The organism is Arcobacter sp. CECT 8985 (assembly GCF_004116495.1).
Classification (GTDB): domain Bacteria; phylum Campylobacterota; class Campylobacteria; order Campylobacterales; family Arcobacteraceae; genus Malaciobacter.
Window position 1 is genome coordinate 1 of sequence record NZ_PDKC01000022.1, and the last position, 16258, is coordinate 16258.

General features: G+C 24.8%; 17 protein-coding genes. 14 read left to right on the forward strand and 3 right to left on the reverse strand.

All coding sequences use genetic code 11. The annotated features are described in order from the left end of the window. The 10 genes from CRU93_RS09755 to CRU93_RS09800 form a co-directional block, all read left to right on the forward strand. A partial coding sequence (locus tag CRU93_RS09755) for a metallophosphoesterase (protein ID WP_129104019.1) occupies positions 1 to 551 on the forward strand: 551 nt, incomplete at its 5' end. A gap of 63 nt (positions 552 to 614) precedes the next feature. Continuing rightward, positions 615 to 1286, forward strand: coding sequence for a response regulator transcription factor (locus tag CRU93_RS09760; protein WP_129104020.1), 672 nt, complete (start codon positions 615 to 617; stop codon positions 1284 to 1286). Then, positions 1279 to 2649, forward strand: a complete 1371-nt coding sequence (locus tag CRU93_RS09765) for a cell wall metabolism sensor histidine kinase WalK (RefSeq protein ID WP_258238889.1) — start codon at positions 1279 to 1281, stop codon at positions 2647 to 2649. Before CRU93_RS09760 ends, CRU93_RS09765 begins: the two co-directional genes overlap by 8 nt. Before the next feature lie 103 nt (positions 2650 to 2752). Further along, complete coding sequence (locus CRU93_RS09770; RefSeq protein WP_129104022.1) at positions 2753 to 4363, forward strand: phosphoethanolamine transferase; 1611 nt, start codon at positions 2753 to 2755, stop codon at positions 4361 to 4363. Next, positions 4360 to 4716: a diacylglycerol kinase gene (locus tag CRU93_RS09775; protein WP_129104023.1), complete on the forward strand. Its 357-nt coding sequence runs from the start codon at positions 4360 to 4362 to the stop codon at positions 4714 to 4716. The genes CRU93_RS09770 and CRU93_RS09775 overlap by 4 nt, the downstream gene beginning before the upstream one ends. Before the next feature lie 188 nt (positions 4717 to 4904). Then, positions 4905 to 6101 carry a selenium metabolism membrane protein YedE/FdhT gene (yedE, locus tag CRU93_RS09780; protein ID WP_129104024.1) on the forward strand — a complete coding sequence of 399 codons (1197 nt, stop codon included), beginning with the start codon at positions 4905 to 4907 and terminating at the stop codon, positions 6099 to 6101. A gap of 10 nt (positions 6102 to 6111) precedes the next feature. Further along, on the forward strand, positions 6112 to 6351 hold the full coding sequence (yedF, locus tag CRU93_RS09785; protein ID WP_129104025.1) for a sulfurtransferase-like selenium metabolism protein YedF: 240 nt from the start codon (positions 6112 to 6114) through the stop codon (positions 6349 to 6351). A gap of 54 nt (positions 6352 to 6405) precedes the next feature. Beyond that, positions 6406 to 7326 carry a glutaminase gene (locus tag CRU93_RS09790; RefSeq protein WP_129104026.1) on the forward strand — a complete coding sequence of 307 codons (921 nt, stop codon included), beginning with the start codon at positions 6406 to 6408 and terminating at the stop codon, positions 7324 to 7326. A gap of 80 nt (positions 7327 to 7406) precedes the next feature. Further along, a complete protein-coding gene (locus CRU93_RS09795) occupies positions 7407 to 8132 on the forward strand; it encodes a cytochrome b/b6 domain-containing protein (protein ID WP_129104027.1) in 726 nt (241 codons plus the stop codon). Between the two features lie 25 nt (positions 8133 to 8157). Beyond that, on the forward strand, positions 8158 to 8763 hold the full coding sequence (locus CRU93_RS09800) for a trimeric intracellular cation channel family protein (RefSeq protein ID WP_129104028.1): 606 nt from the start codon (positions 8158 to 8160) through the stop codon (positions 8761 to 8763). On the opposite strand, the gene purN is transcribed toward CRU93_RS09800, so the two are convergent. Next, on the reverse strand, positions 8753 to 9325 hold the full coding sequence (gene purN, locus CRU93_RS09805; protein WP_129104029.1) for a phosphoribosylglycinamide formyltransferase: 573 nt from the start codon (positions 9323 to 9325) through the stop codon (positions 8753 to 8755). The genes CRU93_RS09800 and purN overlap by 11 nt on opposite strands. Positions 9326 to 9404: 79 nt before the next feature. After that, complete coding sequence (gene ruvC / locus CRU93_RS09810; RefSeq protein ID WP_129104030.1) at positions 9405 to 9872, reverse strand: crossover junction endodeoxyribonuclease RuvC; 468 nt, start codon at positions 9870 to 9872, stop codon at positions 9405 to 9407. 235 nt (positions 9873 to 10107) lie between these two features. Here ruvC and dnaA point away from each other — a divergent pair, with 235 nt between their 5' ends. From dnaA to CRU93_RS09830, 4 genes are all read left to right on the forward strand, one after another. Beyond that, positions 10108 to 11424: a chromosomal replication initiator protein DnaA gene (gene dnaA / locus CRU93_RS09815; RefSeq protein ID WP_129104031.1), complete on the forward strand. Its 1317-nt coding sequence runs from the start codon at positions 10108 to 10110 to the stop codon at positions 11422 to 11424. 159 nt (positions 11425 to 11583) lie between these two features. Next, entirely contained in the window at positions 11584 to 12657 is a 1074-nt protein-coding gene (gene dnaN / locus CRU93_RS09820; protein ID WP_129104032.1) for a DNA polymerase III subunit beta, read from the forward strand. A 26-nt stretch (positions 12658 to 12683) separates the two neighbouring features. Continuing rightward, positions 12684 to 14996 carry a DNA topoisomerase (ATP-hydrolyzing) subunit B gene (gene gyrB / locus CRU93_RS09825; RefSeq protein WP_129104033.1) on the forward strand — a complete coding sequence of 771 codons (2313 nt, stop codon included), beginning with the start codon at positions 12684 to 12686 and terminating at the stop codon, positions 14994 to 14996. Between the two features lie 64 nt (positions 14997 to 15060). Then, on the forward strand, positions 15061 to 15582 hold the full coding sequence (locus CRU93_RS09830) for a hypothetical protein (protein ID WP_129104034.1): 522 nt from the start codon (positions 15061 to 15063) through the stop codon (positions 15580 to 15582). 3 nt (positions 15583 to 15585) lie between these two features. On the opposite strand, the gene CRU93_RS09835 is transcribed toward CRU93_RS09830, so the two are convergent. Beyond that, entirely contained in the window at positions 15586 to 16227 is a 642-nt protein-coding gene (locus tag CRU93_RS09835) for a LysE family translocator (RefSeq protein ID WP_129104035.1), read from the reverse strand. Positions 16228 to 16258 lie beyond the last annotated feature (31 nt).

The following is a 16258-nucleotide window of genomic DNA, read 5'->3' on the forward strand; positions in this document are numbered from 1 at the left end:
TTACAGGAGATATAATTGATTGTAAAGTAAAAAAAATAAAAAAGCAACTACAAATATTAAATAATTTAAAAAAAGTATATTTTATTAGTGGTAACCATGACTTAGTTTATGGAATAAAAGATTTAGAAAAAGTATTAGATAACTTTAATTTTATGGATAATAAAACACTATTTATTAAATATAATAATAAAGACATTGCATTAGCTGGACTTAGTGATAGGTTTTCTAAATTTTTTAAAATTAAAAGAGATGAAAGAAAAATATTAAATTTTTTAAAACAAAATAATAATTCTATTTTATTAGCACATCAACCAAAAGATTATTACTTTGCAGTAAATACAAATACCAATCTTTTTTTATGTGGTCATACCCATGGAGGACAAATATTTCCTTTTCATTATCTCGTGAAATTAGTTCAACCATTTTTAGCAGGACTTTTTTATAAAGCAAGTAGTGCAATATATGTAAATAAAGGTCTTGGGACTTGGGGATTTGACTTTAGATATAAAGCAAACAATGAAATTACACTACTTAAATTAATATATAAATAGATATTCATTTAATATTCATATTGTTTTTATATTATAATACATAATCTAAAAACAGAGGTTTTCATGAAAATTTTAGTAATTGAAGATGATGAAAAAATTATAAATTTTTTAAAAAAGGGATTGGAAGAAGAATCATATATTGTTGATTATTCTTTAAATGGAGATGAAGGAATTTATCTTGCAACTGTAAATGAATATGATTTAATACTTCTTGATATTATGATTCCTATAAAAGATGGAATAGAAGTTTGTAAAACACTTAGAAATTCAAATATAAATACCCCAATAATAATGTTAACTGCGAAAGATTCCATTGAAGATAAAATAAAAGGTTTAGATATAGGTGCAAATGATTATTTAGCAAAACCTTTTTCATTTAGTGAATTGCTTGCAAGAATAAGAGTACAACTAAGAACTAACTTTTCAAATCAAACCACAACACTTAAAATAGATGATTTAGAATTAAATCTCTTAACAAAAACAGCAACAAGAGCAGGAGATAATATAAATTTAACAGCAAAAGAGTTTGCACTTTTAGAATATCTAATAAAAAACAAAGATAGAGTTTTATCTGAAAGTGTTATAAGTTCAGCACTTAGTAATATGGATGATACTAATATTAGTAATATTGTAAATGTATATATTTATAGATTAAGAAACAAAATTGATAAGCCTTATGAAAAAAAACTTATCAAAACACTAAGAGGGTTAGGATTTAAAATAAGTGATGACTAATTTATCTATTAAAAAAAAGCTATTAATTTATAATATAATTATACAAACTATAATTTTATTGTTATTCTCTTTTTCATTATATAAAACATTAGAGTCTTCTTCTAAAGATAAACTTGAAGCAACTTTAAAAGTAATTGTTCTTGATATTGTTGATGATATTGTTGAACATAAAGATAAACTTACTAAAAGAGTTTTTAATGAAGAAAAAGAGTATAAATTTAAACCTTTGTATATTAGACTTCTAAAAATAGAAGATAATTATAAAATAATAAACTCAACAACATTTCCAAATGATATAAAAGAAAATATTAAAGATTTAAAAAGTATATCTAAAAATAGCATTGTATTTAGATATCAAAAAAACTATATAATTAGTAAAATAAATATATATATAAATAATAAAAGCTATGTTCTTGAAGTTGCTACTAATTTTGATGCAATAAGTTCTACATTGGATAATATATTATATATACTATTTTTTATAGTTCCAATTATTTTAATAATTTCAATTATTGCAGGTTATTTTTTGATTCTTAAATCCTTTGCACCAGTAGAAAAAATGTTAAATAATCTAAAAAATATAAATGCTAGTGATTTATCAAAAAGATTAGAAGCAAAAAATATGAATGATGAGATAGATTTATTAGCAAATGAGATAAATAATCTATTAAAAAGACTTGAAATATCATTTGAAAAAACTTCTCAATTTAGTAGCGATGCATCCCATGAATTAAAAACCCCACTTACAATTATTAGAGGTGAGATAGAAATTGCATTAAGAAAAGACAGATCAATAAAAGAGTACAAAAATAGTTTTGAAAACTGCTTAGATGAAATTCTAGTAATCCAACAAACAATTGATGATTTACTATTTTTGGCAAAAGAAGAGTATGAAGTTTTAGAAAATACTAAAGAGGAAATATATCTTGATGAGGTTACAAATGAAGCATATAAAGAGATGCTTTCATTTTCTAAATTAAAGCAGATAAAACTCTTATGTGAAATAGATGAACCAATTCAAATAAAAGGTCACCACAAACTACTTAAAATTGCAATAAAAAATATCATTAAAAATGCTATTACTTTTAGTTATAAAAATGAAAATGTATACATAAAAAATTATAGTGATGATAAGTATTATATTATTAGTATTGAAGATAAAGGAATTGGTATTTCAAAAGATGATCAAAAGAAAATTTTTGAAAAGTTTTTTAGAACTGATAAAAGCCGTAATAAAGAGTCTGGTGGGACAGGACTTGGGATGTCAATTGTTGAAAAAATAGTAAAAATACATAAAGGAAAAATTGAACTTGAAAGCCAAGAAAATAAAGGAACTAAAGTATTCTTTAAATTCAAAAAATGAATATGAATTTTTTTTCATAAAACATTAAATTTTTATTAACTTTACATTAACCTAATATTGATGGTTACCCTATATAATTCCTTTAACAATTTAAAGGAATTATATGAAAAAAATATCCCAATATAAACTTATCATTTATGTATCATTACTCTTTACAGTTTTTTACAATTTTTCATTTTTTAAAAACTTCTTTTTAGCTTATAATTTTACTGGAATTAATATCATTTATACTATTAGTGTTTTCTTTACACTATTTTTGTTTATTAGTTTTGTTCTATCTTTATTAAGCTCTAGATACTATGTAAAACCATTTTTAATTATTTTATTAATGGTTTCATCATTTACTGCTTATTTTATGGATACATATAATATAGTTGTTGATAAAGAAATGATTAGAAATGCTTTAGAAACAAATCTAAATGAAAGTCTTGATTTATTTAGTTTTCAATTAGTTTTATATGTTGTTTTTTTAGGAATTATTCCAAGTTTTTTAATTTATAAAACAAATATAGACTATGGCACATTTAAAAAAGAAATTTTAAAAAAATTAAAAACTCTAATACTAATTTTACTTCTTATTATTATTACACTTTTTAGTACAAGTAAATTTTATACATCATTTTTTAGAGAACATAAAACATTAAAATATTATGCAAATCCTACTTATTGGATGTTTGCAATAGTAAACTATACAAATAAAACATATTTTAAAAAGAAGATTGTTATTAAAAAAGTAGGAAAAAATGCCCTTATTGATGAATTACCTGAAGATAAAAAAGAATTAATTATTATGGTTGTTGGGGAAGCTACAAGAGCAGATAGATTTTCATTAAATGGTTATAAAAAAGATACAAATCCTTTATTAGAAAAAGAAGATATATATAATTTTTCTAATATGTCATCATGTGGAACATCTACTGCGTACTCCGTGCCTTGTATGTTTTCAAAATTTACTAGAAAAAACTATAGTCATAATAAAGCAATTTCAAATGAAAATGTATTGGATGTATTAAAACATACAAAAGATGTAAATATTTTATGGAGAGATAACAACTCTTCATCAAAAGGTGTTGCCTTAAGAGTAAAATATGAAGATTATAAATCACCTAAATTAAATACAATTTGTGAAGATGGTGAATGTAGAGATGAAGGGATGTTAGTAGGATTAGATAAATTTATAAAAAATAGTGGGAAAAAAGATATTTTAATTATTCTTCATCAAATGGGTAATCATGGACCTGCATATTACAAAAGATATCCTAAAAGATTTGAAAAATTTAAACCTATTTGTAAAACAAATCAATTAGAAAAATGTACAAAAGAAGAGATTTCAAATGCATATGACAATGCAATTTTACATACTGATTATTTCTTATCAAAAGTAATAAATTTTCTAAAACCATATTCTAAAAAATATGAAACTGCAATGTTTTATATGAGTGATCATGGAGAAAGTCTTGGTGAAAATGGAGTTTATTTACATGGAATGCCTTATTTTATGGCTCCAGTTGAACAAACTCATATTGCTTCACTTATGTGGTTTGGTGATAGTATGAAAAAAGAATTAAATTTAAAACAACTAAATAAGATAAAAGATAAAAACTTATCTCAAGACAATTTATTTCATACACTTCTTGGATTATTTGAAGTAAAAACAGATGTTTATGATAAAAACCTAGATATATTATCTACTGTTAGAAAAGAAGAAAAATGAGAAACCAACCAAAATATAATATATTCAAGAATACTTCATATGCAATTGAAGGATTAAAAGATTTAATAAAAAGTGAAAGTTCATTTAAAATTGAACTTTTTCTTTCTGTTATTTTAATTCCTATAATTTTTTTAGTAGATCAATCACTAACAAATAAATTACTTTTATTTATAACTTTTAGTGGAGTTTTATTAGCTGAAATAATAAATAGTGCAATTGAAAGAACTGTTGATTTAGTAACTTTAGAATTTCATCATATGGCAAAAAGAGCAAAAGATGTTGGAAGTGCAATTGTTTTTATAAGTATATCTATTTGTACAATTACTTGGCTATGTATTCTATTAAATTTATAAAACTTCATAAAATATTATTTTTAGGTGCTTTATTTAAAAAAAGTAAAAAAAATTTTACCATATTTAAATACACTTTTATGTTATCTTAGTTAATATTCTGCCTTAGATTTGTGTAACAAATTGACATCTTGATTCTTCTTTCAAGTTCTGTCTAAAACTACTTAATTTAACTCTTTGTAGGGGTATATATGAATTTTTGGAAAAATTTCAAAAAAAATTTTTTAGTTAATTTTTGGTCACCAATTCCTGCAGTAATTGCACTTGGTATTTTGTCTGCTTATTATTTTGGGATAACAGGAACATATTGGGCTGTTACTGGTGAATTCACTAGATGGGGAGGACATATTTTACAAGCTTTTGGTGTAGATTTATCAACATGGGGTTATTATCAAATAATGCACATGGATGGTAACTCATTTACAAGAGTTGATGGGGTTATGATTATTGGTATGTTTGCTGGGTGTATTGCAGCTGCATTTTGGGGTAATAATATAAAATTAAGAATTCCATCAAGTAAAATTAGAGTATTTCAAGCACTTTTTGGAGGAATTATTGCAGGTTTTGGTGCTAGACTTGGTATGGGTTGTAATCTTGCAAGTTTTTTTACAGGGATTCCTCAATTTTCTCTTCATGCATGGATTTTTACAATAGCAATGATTATAGGTGTATATTTTGGTGCAAAATTTACGCTTTTACCTATGTTTAGATCAAAAATGAAAATGAAAAAAGTATCTTGTGTTAAACCTTTAGAAAAAGATGAAACAAAAGTTAATAATGTATTTAAATTAGGAAGTATTGTTTTTATTGCAATAATTTTATGGGCTTTATATTTAATCTTTTTTCAACATAGTACAAAACTTGGTATGGCAATGCTTTTTGGTAGTGCATTTGGATTAATTATTGCAAAAGCACAAATTTGTTTTACATCAGCTTTTAGAGATTTATTTATTACAGGAAGAAGCCAAATGGCTAAAGCAATTGTAATTGGTATGATTGTTGCAACTATTGGTGTATTTTCTTATATTACGCTTGGACAACCACCAAAAATTATGTGGGCAGGACCAAATGCAATTATTGGTGGATTACTATTTGGATTTGGTATTGTACTTGCAGGTGGTTGCGAATGTGGTTGGATGTATAGAGCTGTTGAAGGTCAAGTTCACTTTTGGATTGTGGGAATTGGTAATGTAATTGGTTCAACTCTTTTAGCATTTGTATGGGATGATTTATCATTAAGTTTAGCAACAAGCTGGCCAAAAATAAATTTATTAGAATCATTTGGAAATTACGGTGGTTTATTTTTAAATTATGGATTACTATTTTTACTTTTTTTAGCAATTTTAGTTTTAGAAAAAAGATATTTAAATAAATCAATAAATAGATAAAGGAAAGTAGATGAAAATAGAAGAAATTATTCCAGATTTTAGACTTGATATGCAAGGTGAACCTTGTCCTTATCCAGCATTTAATGCACTTGAAGCAATGAAAGATTTGCAAAAAGGACAAATTCTTGAAGTAATAAGTGATTGTCCACAAAGTATTAATAATATTCCAGCTGATGCAAAAGCACATGGATATAAAGTATTAGATGTTGATAGTAGTGGTCCAACAATTAGATACATAATAAAAAAATAGTCTTTACATTTACAATTTTGTTGTATAATACTGCTCATTTTTTAAGGATTATATATGAATTATCAAAAGATATTAGAAGATATAAAAGAACAGATTCAACCAGAACTAAATAAAGGAAATGTTGCAGATTATATTCCTGCACTTAAAAATGTAAAAGAAGATGATTTTGCAATGAGTATAAGACTTTTAGATGGGCAAACATTTAATGTTGGCTGCTTTGATAAGAAATTTTCTATTCAAAGTATTTCTAAAGTCTTTACTTATTCAATGGCACTTAATATTTATAGCAAAGAACTTTATAATAGAGTTTGGTATGAACCATCAGGTAATCCTTTTAACTCGTTAATTCAACTTGAATATGAAAAAGGAATACCAAGAAATCCTTTTATAAATGCAGGTGCAATTGTTACAACTGATAGCTTAATAACTCACTTTAAAGATAAAAATATTGCAATTAAAAAAATAAATGATTTTATAAATAATCTTTGTGCAGATGAAATATTAATTAATGAAGATATTTATATGTCAGAGTTAAAAACAGGGCATAGAAATAGAGCATTAGCAAATCTTATGAAAAGTTTTTCAAATATAAAAAATCCTATAAATAGCACACTTGAAACATACTTTAAACACTGTTCATTTATGATGAATACTCAACAATTAGCAACTTCAATGATTTTTTTAGCAAATCATGGGAAAAATCCATTAACAAATGAAGAGTATATTACTTCATCAAAAGCAAAAAGAATTAACTCTTTGATGCTAACTTGTGGTCATTATGATGCATCAGGAGATTTTGCTTTTCATGTTGGTCTACCAGGTAAAAGTGGTGTAGGAGGAGGAATCGTTGCAATTGTTCCTAAAAAAATGGCAATTTGTGTATATTCACCAAAATTAAACTCTAAAGGTAACTCTTTAGCAGGAACAAAAGCACTTGAACTTTTTACAACAATGACAGGATTATCAATTTTTTAAATGAAAATTTAGTAACATAAAATTCACTTATTATTCATATTTATATTTTATAATTTATTATATTTATAAAGGAATATTAGATGAACAAATCATATATTTGGACTCTTCCTACAAGAGTTTTTCATTGGCTTTTTGTAGTTACTATATTAATTGCATTTTTAACAGATGATGATAAATTGCTTTTTTATCATGCAATAGCTGGATACTGTATATTTATACTTTTAGTTTTTAGATTTTCTTGGGGTTTTATGGGTCCAAAATTCTCTAAATTTAAAGATTTTGATTTAAATATAAAATCAATGAAAACTTTTATAAAGTCTTTATTTATTAAAAACAGTGAATATTTAGGTCATAATCCAGTGGCATCTTATATAATGATAGGTATGTTAATAGTTACTACTTTAATTATCATTACAGGAGCTTTTACATATGGTATTGAAGAAAAAAAAGGTCTTTTTAGTTTTTTAAGTACAGGAGTATTAAAAGATTTTAAAAGTATGGATAAAATACATGAGTTCTTTGCAAATTTATTACTATTTTTAATAGGTTTACATTTAACAGGAGTTCTATTAGACAAATTATTACATAAACAAAAATCTGCACTTATATCTATTTTTAATGGATATAAAATTAGTAAAAGTAAACTAACTATTAAATTAAATCTTATTCAAAAAATATTTGCACTTATAATGTTAATTTTACTAATTGCTTTTATATTTTTTAATATCATAAAACCAAATAATACTTTAGTATCATCAAATGACATAAATATAAATACAGCTACAATAAGTACTTTTTTTGTATAATTCCAATAAAAATTAAAGGTAAAAAATGAGTGCATTACAATTAGCAGATATTATTGGTATTATATCTTTTGCACTCAGTGGATTTTTAATAGCAGTTCACTATAAACTAGATATTTTAGGAATATTTATTTCTTCTTTTTTAACTGCACTTGGTGGTGGAATGATAAGAGATGTTATTTCAAATAAAACTCCTTATATTTTTACTCATACAACACCTATAATTCTTGTTTTAGCAACTATTTTATTATCATTTATTTTTAAACTTCATAATATAAATAATTTAGAAGGTAAAATTGCATTTATTGTATCTGATGCCATAGGATTATCTTCCTTTGCAATTACAGGTTCACTTGTGGCAATTGATAATGATTTTAATTTATTAGGTATTTTAATGCTTGCATTTTTAACAGCTGTTGGAGGTGGTACAACTAGAGATATTTTGATAAATAATGTACCATTTATTTTAATTTCTGAATTCTATGCAACTGTATCAATTATTGTAGGATTAATAACTTATATTTTACATTTTTTTGATTTAGTTAGTATTTTTTCATTAACTTTAGTTTTTATCTTTGGTACTAGCCTTAGATTACTTGCATATTATAAAAAATGGCATCTTCCTAAATTATAGTTTTTAGCCCTTCTAAAATTGTCTGTTTTTCTAACTGTTTAATCTTTTTTTCCAAAGAATCTACACTTTCATCATTACTTAATTTTATTGATTTTTGAAGAATATATTCACCTTCATCATAATTTTCATCAATATAGTGAAGAGTTACCCCTGAACTATTCTCTTTTGCTTTTATTACTGCTTCATGCACATTTCTTCCATACATTCCTTTCCCACCAAATTTTGGTAACAATGCAGGATGTGTATTTATAATTCTTTTTTCATATGCATTTAATATCTCTTTTCCAATTTTTTTCATATAACCAGATAAAAATATAATATCGCAATCATAATCTTTTAATATATTTGTAATTATTAAATCTAGATTTTCATTTTCATAAGTTTTACTATTTACTACAAAATTTGCAATATTAAATGATGCTGCTTTTTCTAAAACTTTTGCATTACTGTTATTTGATATTACTACTACAACTTTTGCATCTAAACTCTTATCTTCACACGCTTTTTGTATATATTCAAATCCACTACCATTATGTGATGATAATATTCCAATTTTTTTCATTAATTTTTCCTAAAACTTATTTGATCGCGAATTATATTTAAATTTATAAAAAATTTCAAAATTATAAAATAGTAATTTTTTATTTTAATCTTTGTGAATGTGTTAATGCAATTGCAATTGCATCTGTAATATCAAGAGGTTTAATCTCTTTTTTTATTCCAAGCATTCTTTTTACCATAAAAGCAACCTGTTCTTTTTGTGCTTTTCCATTTCCTGTTACTGCTTGTTTTACTTGAAGAGGTGTATACTCTGCAAAATTACCAAATTCTAACAATACTTTCAAAGATATCGCACCTCTAAATTGTGCTAATTTAATCACAGTTTTAGGATTAAAGGCATAAAACATATCTTCTATTGCAACCTCATCTATATCAAACTTTTCAAATATCATATTAAGACCTTCTGTCATCTCAACAATTTGCTCTTGTAATATTTTTGTTTTTATTTTTATTAGCCCTGCTTCTAAAAGCTTAATATCTCTACCATTTTTATCAATTATTGCATATCCACAATTTCTTGTTCCAGGATCTATTCCTAATATTTTCACTACTTATTCACCTTTTATTCATCACATGTTTTTAAAGTTTTCATGTTTTCACTTTAGTTTAAATCATCTTATTCACATAGTAAAAGTATGGAATAATCGTTAATCTTTTATAAATATTCACTTAAAGTCAAAAGTTTTTCACTTAAAATTTATAAATTTATTCACTTGTTGATTAATTTTTTTATAATTATTTAGATATAATATTTACCAATTATGAATAAAGAGTATATATTATATGACAAATAAAGAGTTTTTATCAATTATAAAAGAAGAATCAAATTCTATAGATTATAACAGATATTTAAAACAGTTAGTTTATAAAAAAATTTCATCTGATGAAAAAATAGCTGTATTTGAAGTATCAAATAAATATATTGCATCTTGGATAAAGAGTAAATATAGAAATCTTATTCAACACTGCTTTGAAACTATTGACGGAACAAAACCTGAAGTAGAAATAAAAGTTGCTGGTGAAAAAAAGACAAAAAAAGAGATAATAACTGAAAAATTAAAAAATGATACTGCTGAAAGTACAATTTTAAATCCATCTTATACTTTTGATTCATTTGTAGTTGGTAGTTCCAACCAAATGGCATATAATGCATCTTTAGCAGTATGTAAAAAACCAGGTATTCAATACAATCCACTATTTATTTATGGTGGAACGGGACTTGGTAAGACTCACCTTTTACAAGCAATTGGAAATGATGCAATTGAACAAGGTAAAACTGTAATTTATGTAACAATCGAACAGTTTATGAATGACTTTACATTCTCTATTAAAAATAAAAATATGGAACATTTTAGAAATAAATATAGAAAATGTGATGTTTTATTAATTGATGATATTCAATTTTTAAGTGGTAAAGAACAAACTCAAGAGGAATTTTTCCATACTTTTAATGAATTACACAATGCTAAAAAACAAATTGTAATGACAAGTGATAGACTTCCATCCCAAATTGCAGGACTTGTTGATAGATTAAAATCTAGATTTGAATGGGGTTTAACAGCTGATATCCAAATTCCAGGACTTGAAACAAAAATAGCAATTATTGAGAAAAAAAGTGAATTAAATGGTATTCATTTAAGTAGAGAAATTATTAATTTTATTGCAACTAACTTAGATAACTCAATTAGGGAAATAGAGGGTGTTTTAATTAGAATTAATGCCAGCGCTTCACTATTAAATCAAGAAATAAACCTAGAACTTGTTCAAGGTTTGTTAAAAGAACAAATAAAAGAGACTAAAGAGAATATCAAGCTTCCAGATATTATAAATGTGGTAGCAAGTGAATTAAATATTAAACCAAGTGATATTAAGTCAAGAAAAAGAACTGCAACTGTAGCAAATGCAAGAAGAGTAGTAATTTACCTAGCAAGGGAACTTACACATAACTCTATGCCTGATATTGCTAAATTTTTAGGAATGAAAGATCACAGTTCTATTTCACATAATATTAGAAAAGCAAATGAGTTAATAGAAAAAGATGAAAACTTTAAATTAATCATCGAAAATTTAAAAAATAAAATCATAAATAAGGAGTGGTAAAAAATAAGTTTTAGAAGCTTGTGTGAAAAGATGTGAATATAAACAATTTATTGTTCACTTTCATTTCGTACGATGAAATGGAAGTTTACTAAATATTTTCATCTTTTCACACGCTCTACTGCTACCACTACTTAAAAGAAATAATAAGAGGAGATCAAAGTGAGATTTATCATCACAAAACATATCATTGAAAACATAGTTTCTTCAATGCAACCGTTCTTAGAAAAAAAAGATGCTAGTTCTATTACTTCACATATATATTTAGAAGTAAATAATGATAAATTAATTATAAAAGCAACAGATTATGAAATAGGTTTAGAGTCTCAAATCGAAGAACTAAATGAAAGTGTAAATGGTAAAGCTACAGTAAATGGAACTAATCTACTTGGAATATTAAAAAGATTAAAAGATTTAGAAATAATTGTAGAAACATCTAATAACAATTTAATTATTAGACAAAATAAATCTACATTTAAATTACCAATGTATGATCCAGAAGAGTATCCAACATTACCAAAAGCTTTAGAAAATAGTAAACTAGATATTAGTATGTTAAATTTAATTAACTCAATTAGAAAAATTACTCCTGCAATTGATAATAACAATCCTAAATTTGAATTAAATGGTGCATTAGTAGATATAAAAAATAGTAAAATAAATTTTGTAGCTACTGATACAAGAAGATTAGCAGTATCTCATCTTCAAAATATATCTAATAACACTGAAAATCAATTTATTATTCCTAAAAAAGCAATAATTGAAATTCAAAAACTATTTTTAGATGATGCAAATATTTCATATGATGAAACTAATTTAATTATTTCAAATGATAAAATGACTTTCTTTACAAAACTAATTAATGGTAAGTTCCCAGATTATGATAGAATTATACCTAAGAGTTTAAAATATAATTTTACTCTACCAAAAAACATGCTAATAGAATCAATTAAATTAGTTACTTCACTTTTCTCAAACATAAAAATTACATTTAATAATGATAATATTATCTTTGAAAGTTTAGATGAAGATAGTGAATCAAAAACACAAATTGATATTAATTTAAATATTGATAAATCTTTTTACCTTGCAGTAAATGCAAAATATTTATTAGACTTTTTAAGTTTAACAAACAAAGAAGACATAACTATTGGATTTAATGAATCTAATTTACCATTTTATTTAGAAGATGAAAAATTCTTCACAATAGTAATGCCAATTGTATTAGAAAAATAAAGTAATTAAAATAAGGATATAGATAAATGAGTCAAGAATACGGCGCTAGTAATATTAAAGTTTTAAAAGGTCTTGAAGCTGTAAGAAAAAGACCAGGTATGTATATTGGTGATACAAATATCAATGGTCTTCATCATATGGTATACGAAGTTGTTGATAACTCTATTGATGAAGCAATGGCAGGATATTGTAAAAATATTAAAGTATCAATTACAAAAGATAACTGGATTAAAGTAAGTGATGATGGTAGAGGTATTCCAACTTCAATTCACCCTACAGAAAAAATATCAGCTGCTACTGTTGTTTTAACAGTACTTCATGCAGGTGGTAAATTTGATAAAGATACTTATAAAGTTTCTGGTGGACTTCATGGGGTTGGTGTTTCTGTTGTAAATGCACTATCTAGCGATTTAAAAATGACTATTCATAGAGAAGGTAAAATTCACTATCAAGAGTTTAAAAAAGGTATTCCAGTTGTTCCTTTAGAAGTTATTGGTGATACAAGAAAAACTGGAACAACAATTGAATTTTTAGCTGATGACTCAATTTTTGAAGTAAAAGAATATGTATTTGAAACATTATCTAAAAGATTTAGAGAAGTTGCATATTTAAATCCAATGATTTCTATTACTTTAGAAGATGAAAGAACTAAGGTTAAAGAGATTTATCACTTTGAAGGTGGTATTGCTCAATTTGTTGCAGATTTAAACAAAGAGACACCTGTATGTGATCCTGTATCGTTTTCTGATAAAGTAGAAGATGTAGAAGTTGATATTGCTTTATTATATAATACTTCATATACAGAAAAAACAATATCTTTTGTAAATAATATTAGAACAATTGATGGTGGTACACATGAAGCTGGTTTTAAAGCTGGGCTTACAAGAAGTATTGTTAAATATTTAAATCATAACGCAAATGCAAGGGAAAAAGATACTAAAATTACAGGTGATGATGTAAGAGAAGGTCTTATTGCAATTGTTTCTGTAAAAGTTCCAGAACCACAATTTGAAGGACAAACTAAAGGTAAATTAGGTTCTTCATATGTAAAACCAATTACTCAAAAATTAACTGGTGAACAATTAGATAAATATTTTGAAGAAAATCCAACCGCTGCAAAAGCAATTATGGATAAAGCTTTAATGGCAGCACGTGGAAGAGAAGCTGCTAAAAAAGCAAGAGATTTAACTAGAAAAAAAGATGCAATGACAGTTGGAACACTACCTGGAAAATTAGCTGAATGTCAAAGTAAAGATCCTGCAATTAGAGAATTATATCTAGTAGAAGGGGATTCTGCAGGTGGTTCAGCAAAACAAGGTAGAGATAGAGTTTATCAAGCAATTTTACCACTTAAAGGTAAAATTCTAAATGTTGAAAAAAGTAGACTTGATAAGATTTTAAAATCTGATGAAATTAGAAATATGATTACTGCACTTGGTTGTGGAATTGGTGAAGATTTTGATCAAGAAAAAATTAGATATCATAAAATTATTATAATGACCGATGCGGATGTTGATGGTAGTCACATTCAAACACTATTACTTACTTTCTTCTTTAGATTCTTAAGACCAGTAATTGAAAATGGATATTTATATATTGCTCAACCACCTTTATTTAGATATAAAAAAGGTAAAAATGAGACATACTTAAAAGATGAAACTGCATTATCAAATTTCTTAATTCAAAATGGTTTAGAATCATATGAGTTTGAAGGACTAGGTTATAATGATCTACTTGATTTATTTAAAACAGTTGCAAGATATAGAGAGATGCTTCAACAATTAGAAAAAAGATACTCTTTAATCTCTGTAATTAGACATTTAATTGAAAATCCTGATTTAGTAAAATTAGATTATTCAGGATTATATGAAATTGTTAAAGAGTTCCTTGAAAATAAAGGTTATAATATCTTAACAAAAAATATAAATGATCATATGATTCAACTTTTTGTTCAAACAACAGAAGGACTAGAAGAATTAATTATTGATGATGAATTATTTGCATCTCCATATTTTAGTGAAGCAACATATATTTATTCAAGACTTGTAGCAAGAGATATTTCTTTGTTTAAAAATGATGTAATTACTGAACTTGAAGGAATTGAAAATTTAGCTAAAAAAGGTGCTTATATTCAAAGATATAAAGGTTTAGGAGAAATGAACCCTGAACAACTTTGGGAAACTACTATGACTCCTGAAGATAGAAGACTATTAAGAGTTACTATTGAAGATGCAGAAGTTGCAAGTGATACATTTACTCTATTTATGGGTGATGAAGTAGAACCAAGAAGAAACTATATAGAAGAACACGCAAAAGACGTAGAACACTTAGATGTATAAAAAAGAGGATTTATCCTCTTTTTTACTTTTTAACCTACCCTTTCAAATATAATTTGGAGACTTAATGAGAAAAAAAAGAGGCTTATCTTATGAAGCTAAAGTTATTTTAATTATTTTTGCTATATTAGTACTTATTTTTGCACCTATAAATATTTCAGAAGATATTTTATTTACTAAAAACAGTATAAAAGCTTTTTATGAAAAATATATAAACATTTATCCATTATATTTACAAATATTTGTAATATTATTACCTTTTATTATCTATTTTATAATAAAACAAATTAGAAAAAATAGATGCTCTTATAAAGAAGATGTTATTTATAATTTAAAATGGAAATGGGATTGGTCAAAAGATAAAATTGTAAATTTACAGTGTTATTGCCCTTATTGTGCTAATGAAGTTTATTATGATGATACTATTTCAAATTATGATAAATTAGCAATTAGTAAACTTGAATTTATTTGTGATAATTGCAATAAAGTGGTTGCTTCTCTTCCAAATGCTAATAGTACAAAAAGATCTGCAGCTAATATTCAAAATGAGATACAAAGAGTTATTAATATTAGAGTAAGTAAAATGTAAATTTTACTTACTAAATATATTAATTAAAATAATAACTGCAATAAATAAAAGAATTAATCCAGATATTTTTTCTATTTTATTTGAATATTTTTGAATAAAAACTCTATTTTTTTTATGACTTACTAAATATACAATAAAAATATCCCAAAATAAAACAGCAAAAAACATCCATCCTGCATAGAAATATTGATACATTAAATTTATATGTTCATTAGATGAAATAGAAAACATTGTAAAATAGAATATTGAATTTTTAGGATTTAAAATAGCAGATAAAAACCCTTTAAAAAAGTTATTAAAAAGCTCTTTTTTTCTATGCTTTTTTGTTTGTATATTTTCAAAAAGCTCTCTTTTTTTTGAATTAATTAAATGATATGAAATATATATTAAATATAAAGAACCTAATAATTTTATACTTTCAAATAAAAATTGATTATTTGTAATAAACATAATACCAAATAATGCTAGTAAAATATAAATACCGTTTGAAATAGCAATTCCCAAAGCTGTAAGTATTCCAGCAAGTTTACCTTGTCTTGAAGAAGTAGATAATAGTATAAAAAAATCTGCACCGGGGCTTAATAAAGCAATGAAATGAGCAGTAGCTAAAGGAATAAAACCTTGTAAAAAAATATCTAAATTCATAAAACTCCTTTAAAAAAAAGAATTTTATAAA

Bases quoted from the DNA above. Each gene is read 5' to 3' on its own strand.
- CRU93_RS09760 (WP_129104020.1), top strand. From the start codon at position 615: ATGAAAATTTTAGTAATTGAAGATGATGAAAAAATTATAAATTTTTTA.
- CRU93_RS09765 (WP_258238889.1), top strand. From the start codon at position 1,279: ATGACTAATTTATCTATTAAAAAAAAGCTATTAATTTATAATATAATT.
- CRU93_RS09770 (WP_129104022.1), top strand. From the start codon at position 2,753: ATGAAAAAAATATCCCAATATAAACTTATCATTTATGTATCATTACTC.
- CRU93_RS09775 (WP_129104023.1), top strand. From the start codon at position 4,360: ATGAGAAACCAACCAAAATATAATATATTCAAGAATACTTCATATGCA.
- yedE (WP_129104024.1), top strand. From the start codon at position 4,905: ATGAATTTTTGGAAAAATTTCAAAAAAAATTTTTTAGTTAATTTTTGG.
- yedF (WP_129104025.1), top strand. From the start codon at position 6,112: ATGAAAATAGAAGAAATTATTCCAGATTTTAGACTTGATATGCAAGGT.
- CRU93_RS09790 (WP_129104026.1), top strand. From the start codon at position 6,406: ATGAATTATCAAAAGATATTAGAAGATATAAAAGAACAGATTCAACCA.
- CRU93_RS09795 (WP_129104027.1), top strand. From the start codon at position 7,407: ATGAACAAATCATATATTTGGACTCTTCCTACAAGAGTTTTTCATTGG.
- CRU93_RS09800 (WP_129104028.1), top strand. From the start codon at position 8,158: ATGAGTGCATTACAATTAGCAGATATTATTGGTATTATATCTTTTGCA.
- purN (WP_129104029.1), bottom strand. From the start codon at position 9,325: ATGAAAAAAATTGGAATATTATCATCACATAATGGTAGTGGATTTGAA.
- dnaA (WP_129104031.1), top strand. From the start codon at position 10,108: ATGACAAATAAAGAGTTTTTATCAATTATAAAAGAAGAATCAAATTCT.
- gyrB (WP_129104033.1), top strand. From the start codon at position 12,684: ATGAGTCAAGAATACGGCGCTAGTAATATTAAAGTTTTAAAAGGTCTT.
- CRU93_RS09830 (WP_129104034.1), top strand. From the start codon at position 15,061: ATGAGAAAAAAAAGAGGCTTATCTTATGAAGCTAAAGTTATTTTAATT.
- CRU93_RS09835 (WP_129104035.1), bottom strand. From the start codon at position 16,227: ATGAATTTAGATATTTTTTTACAAGGTTTTATTCCTTTAGCTACTGCT.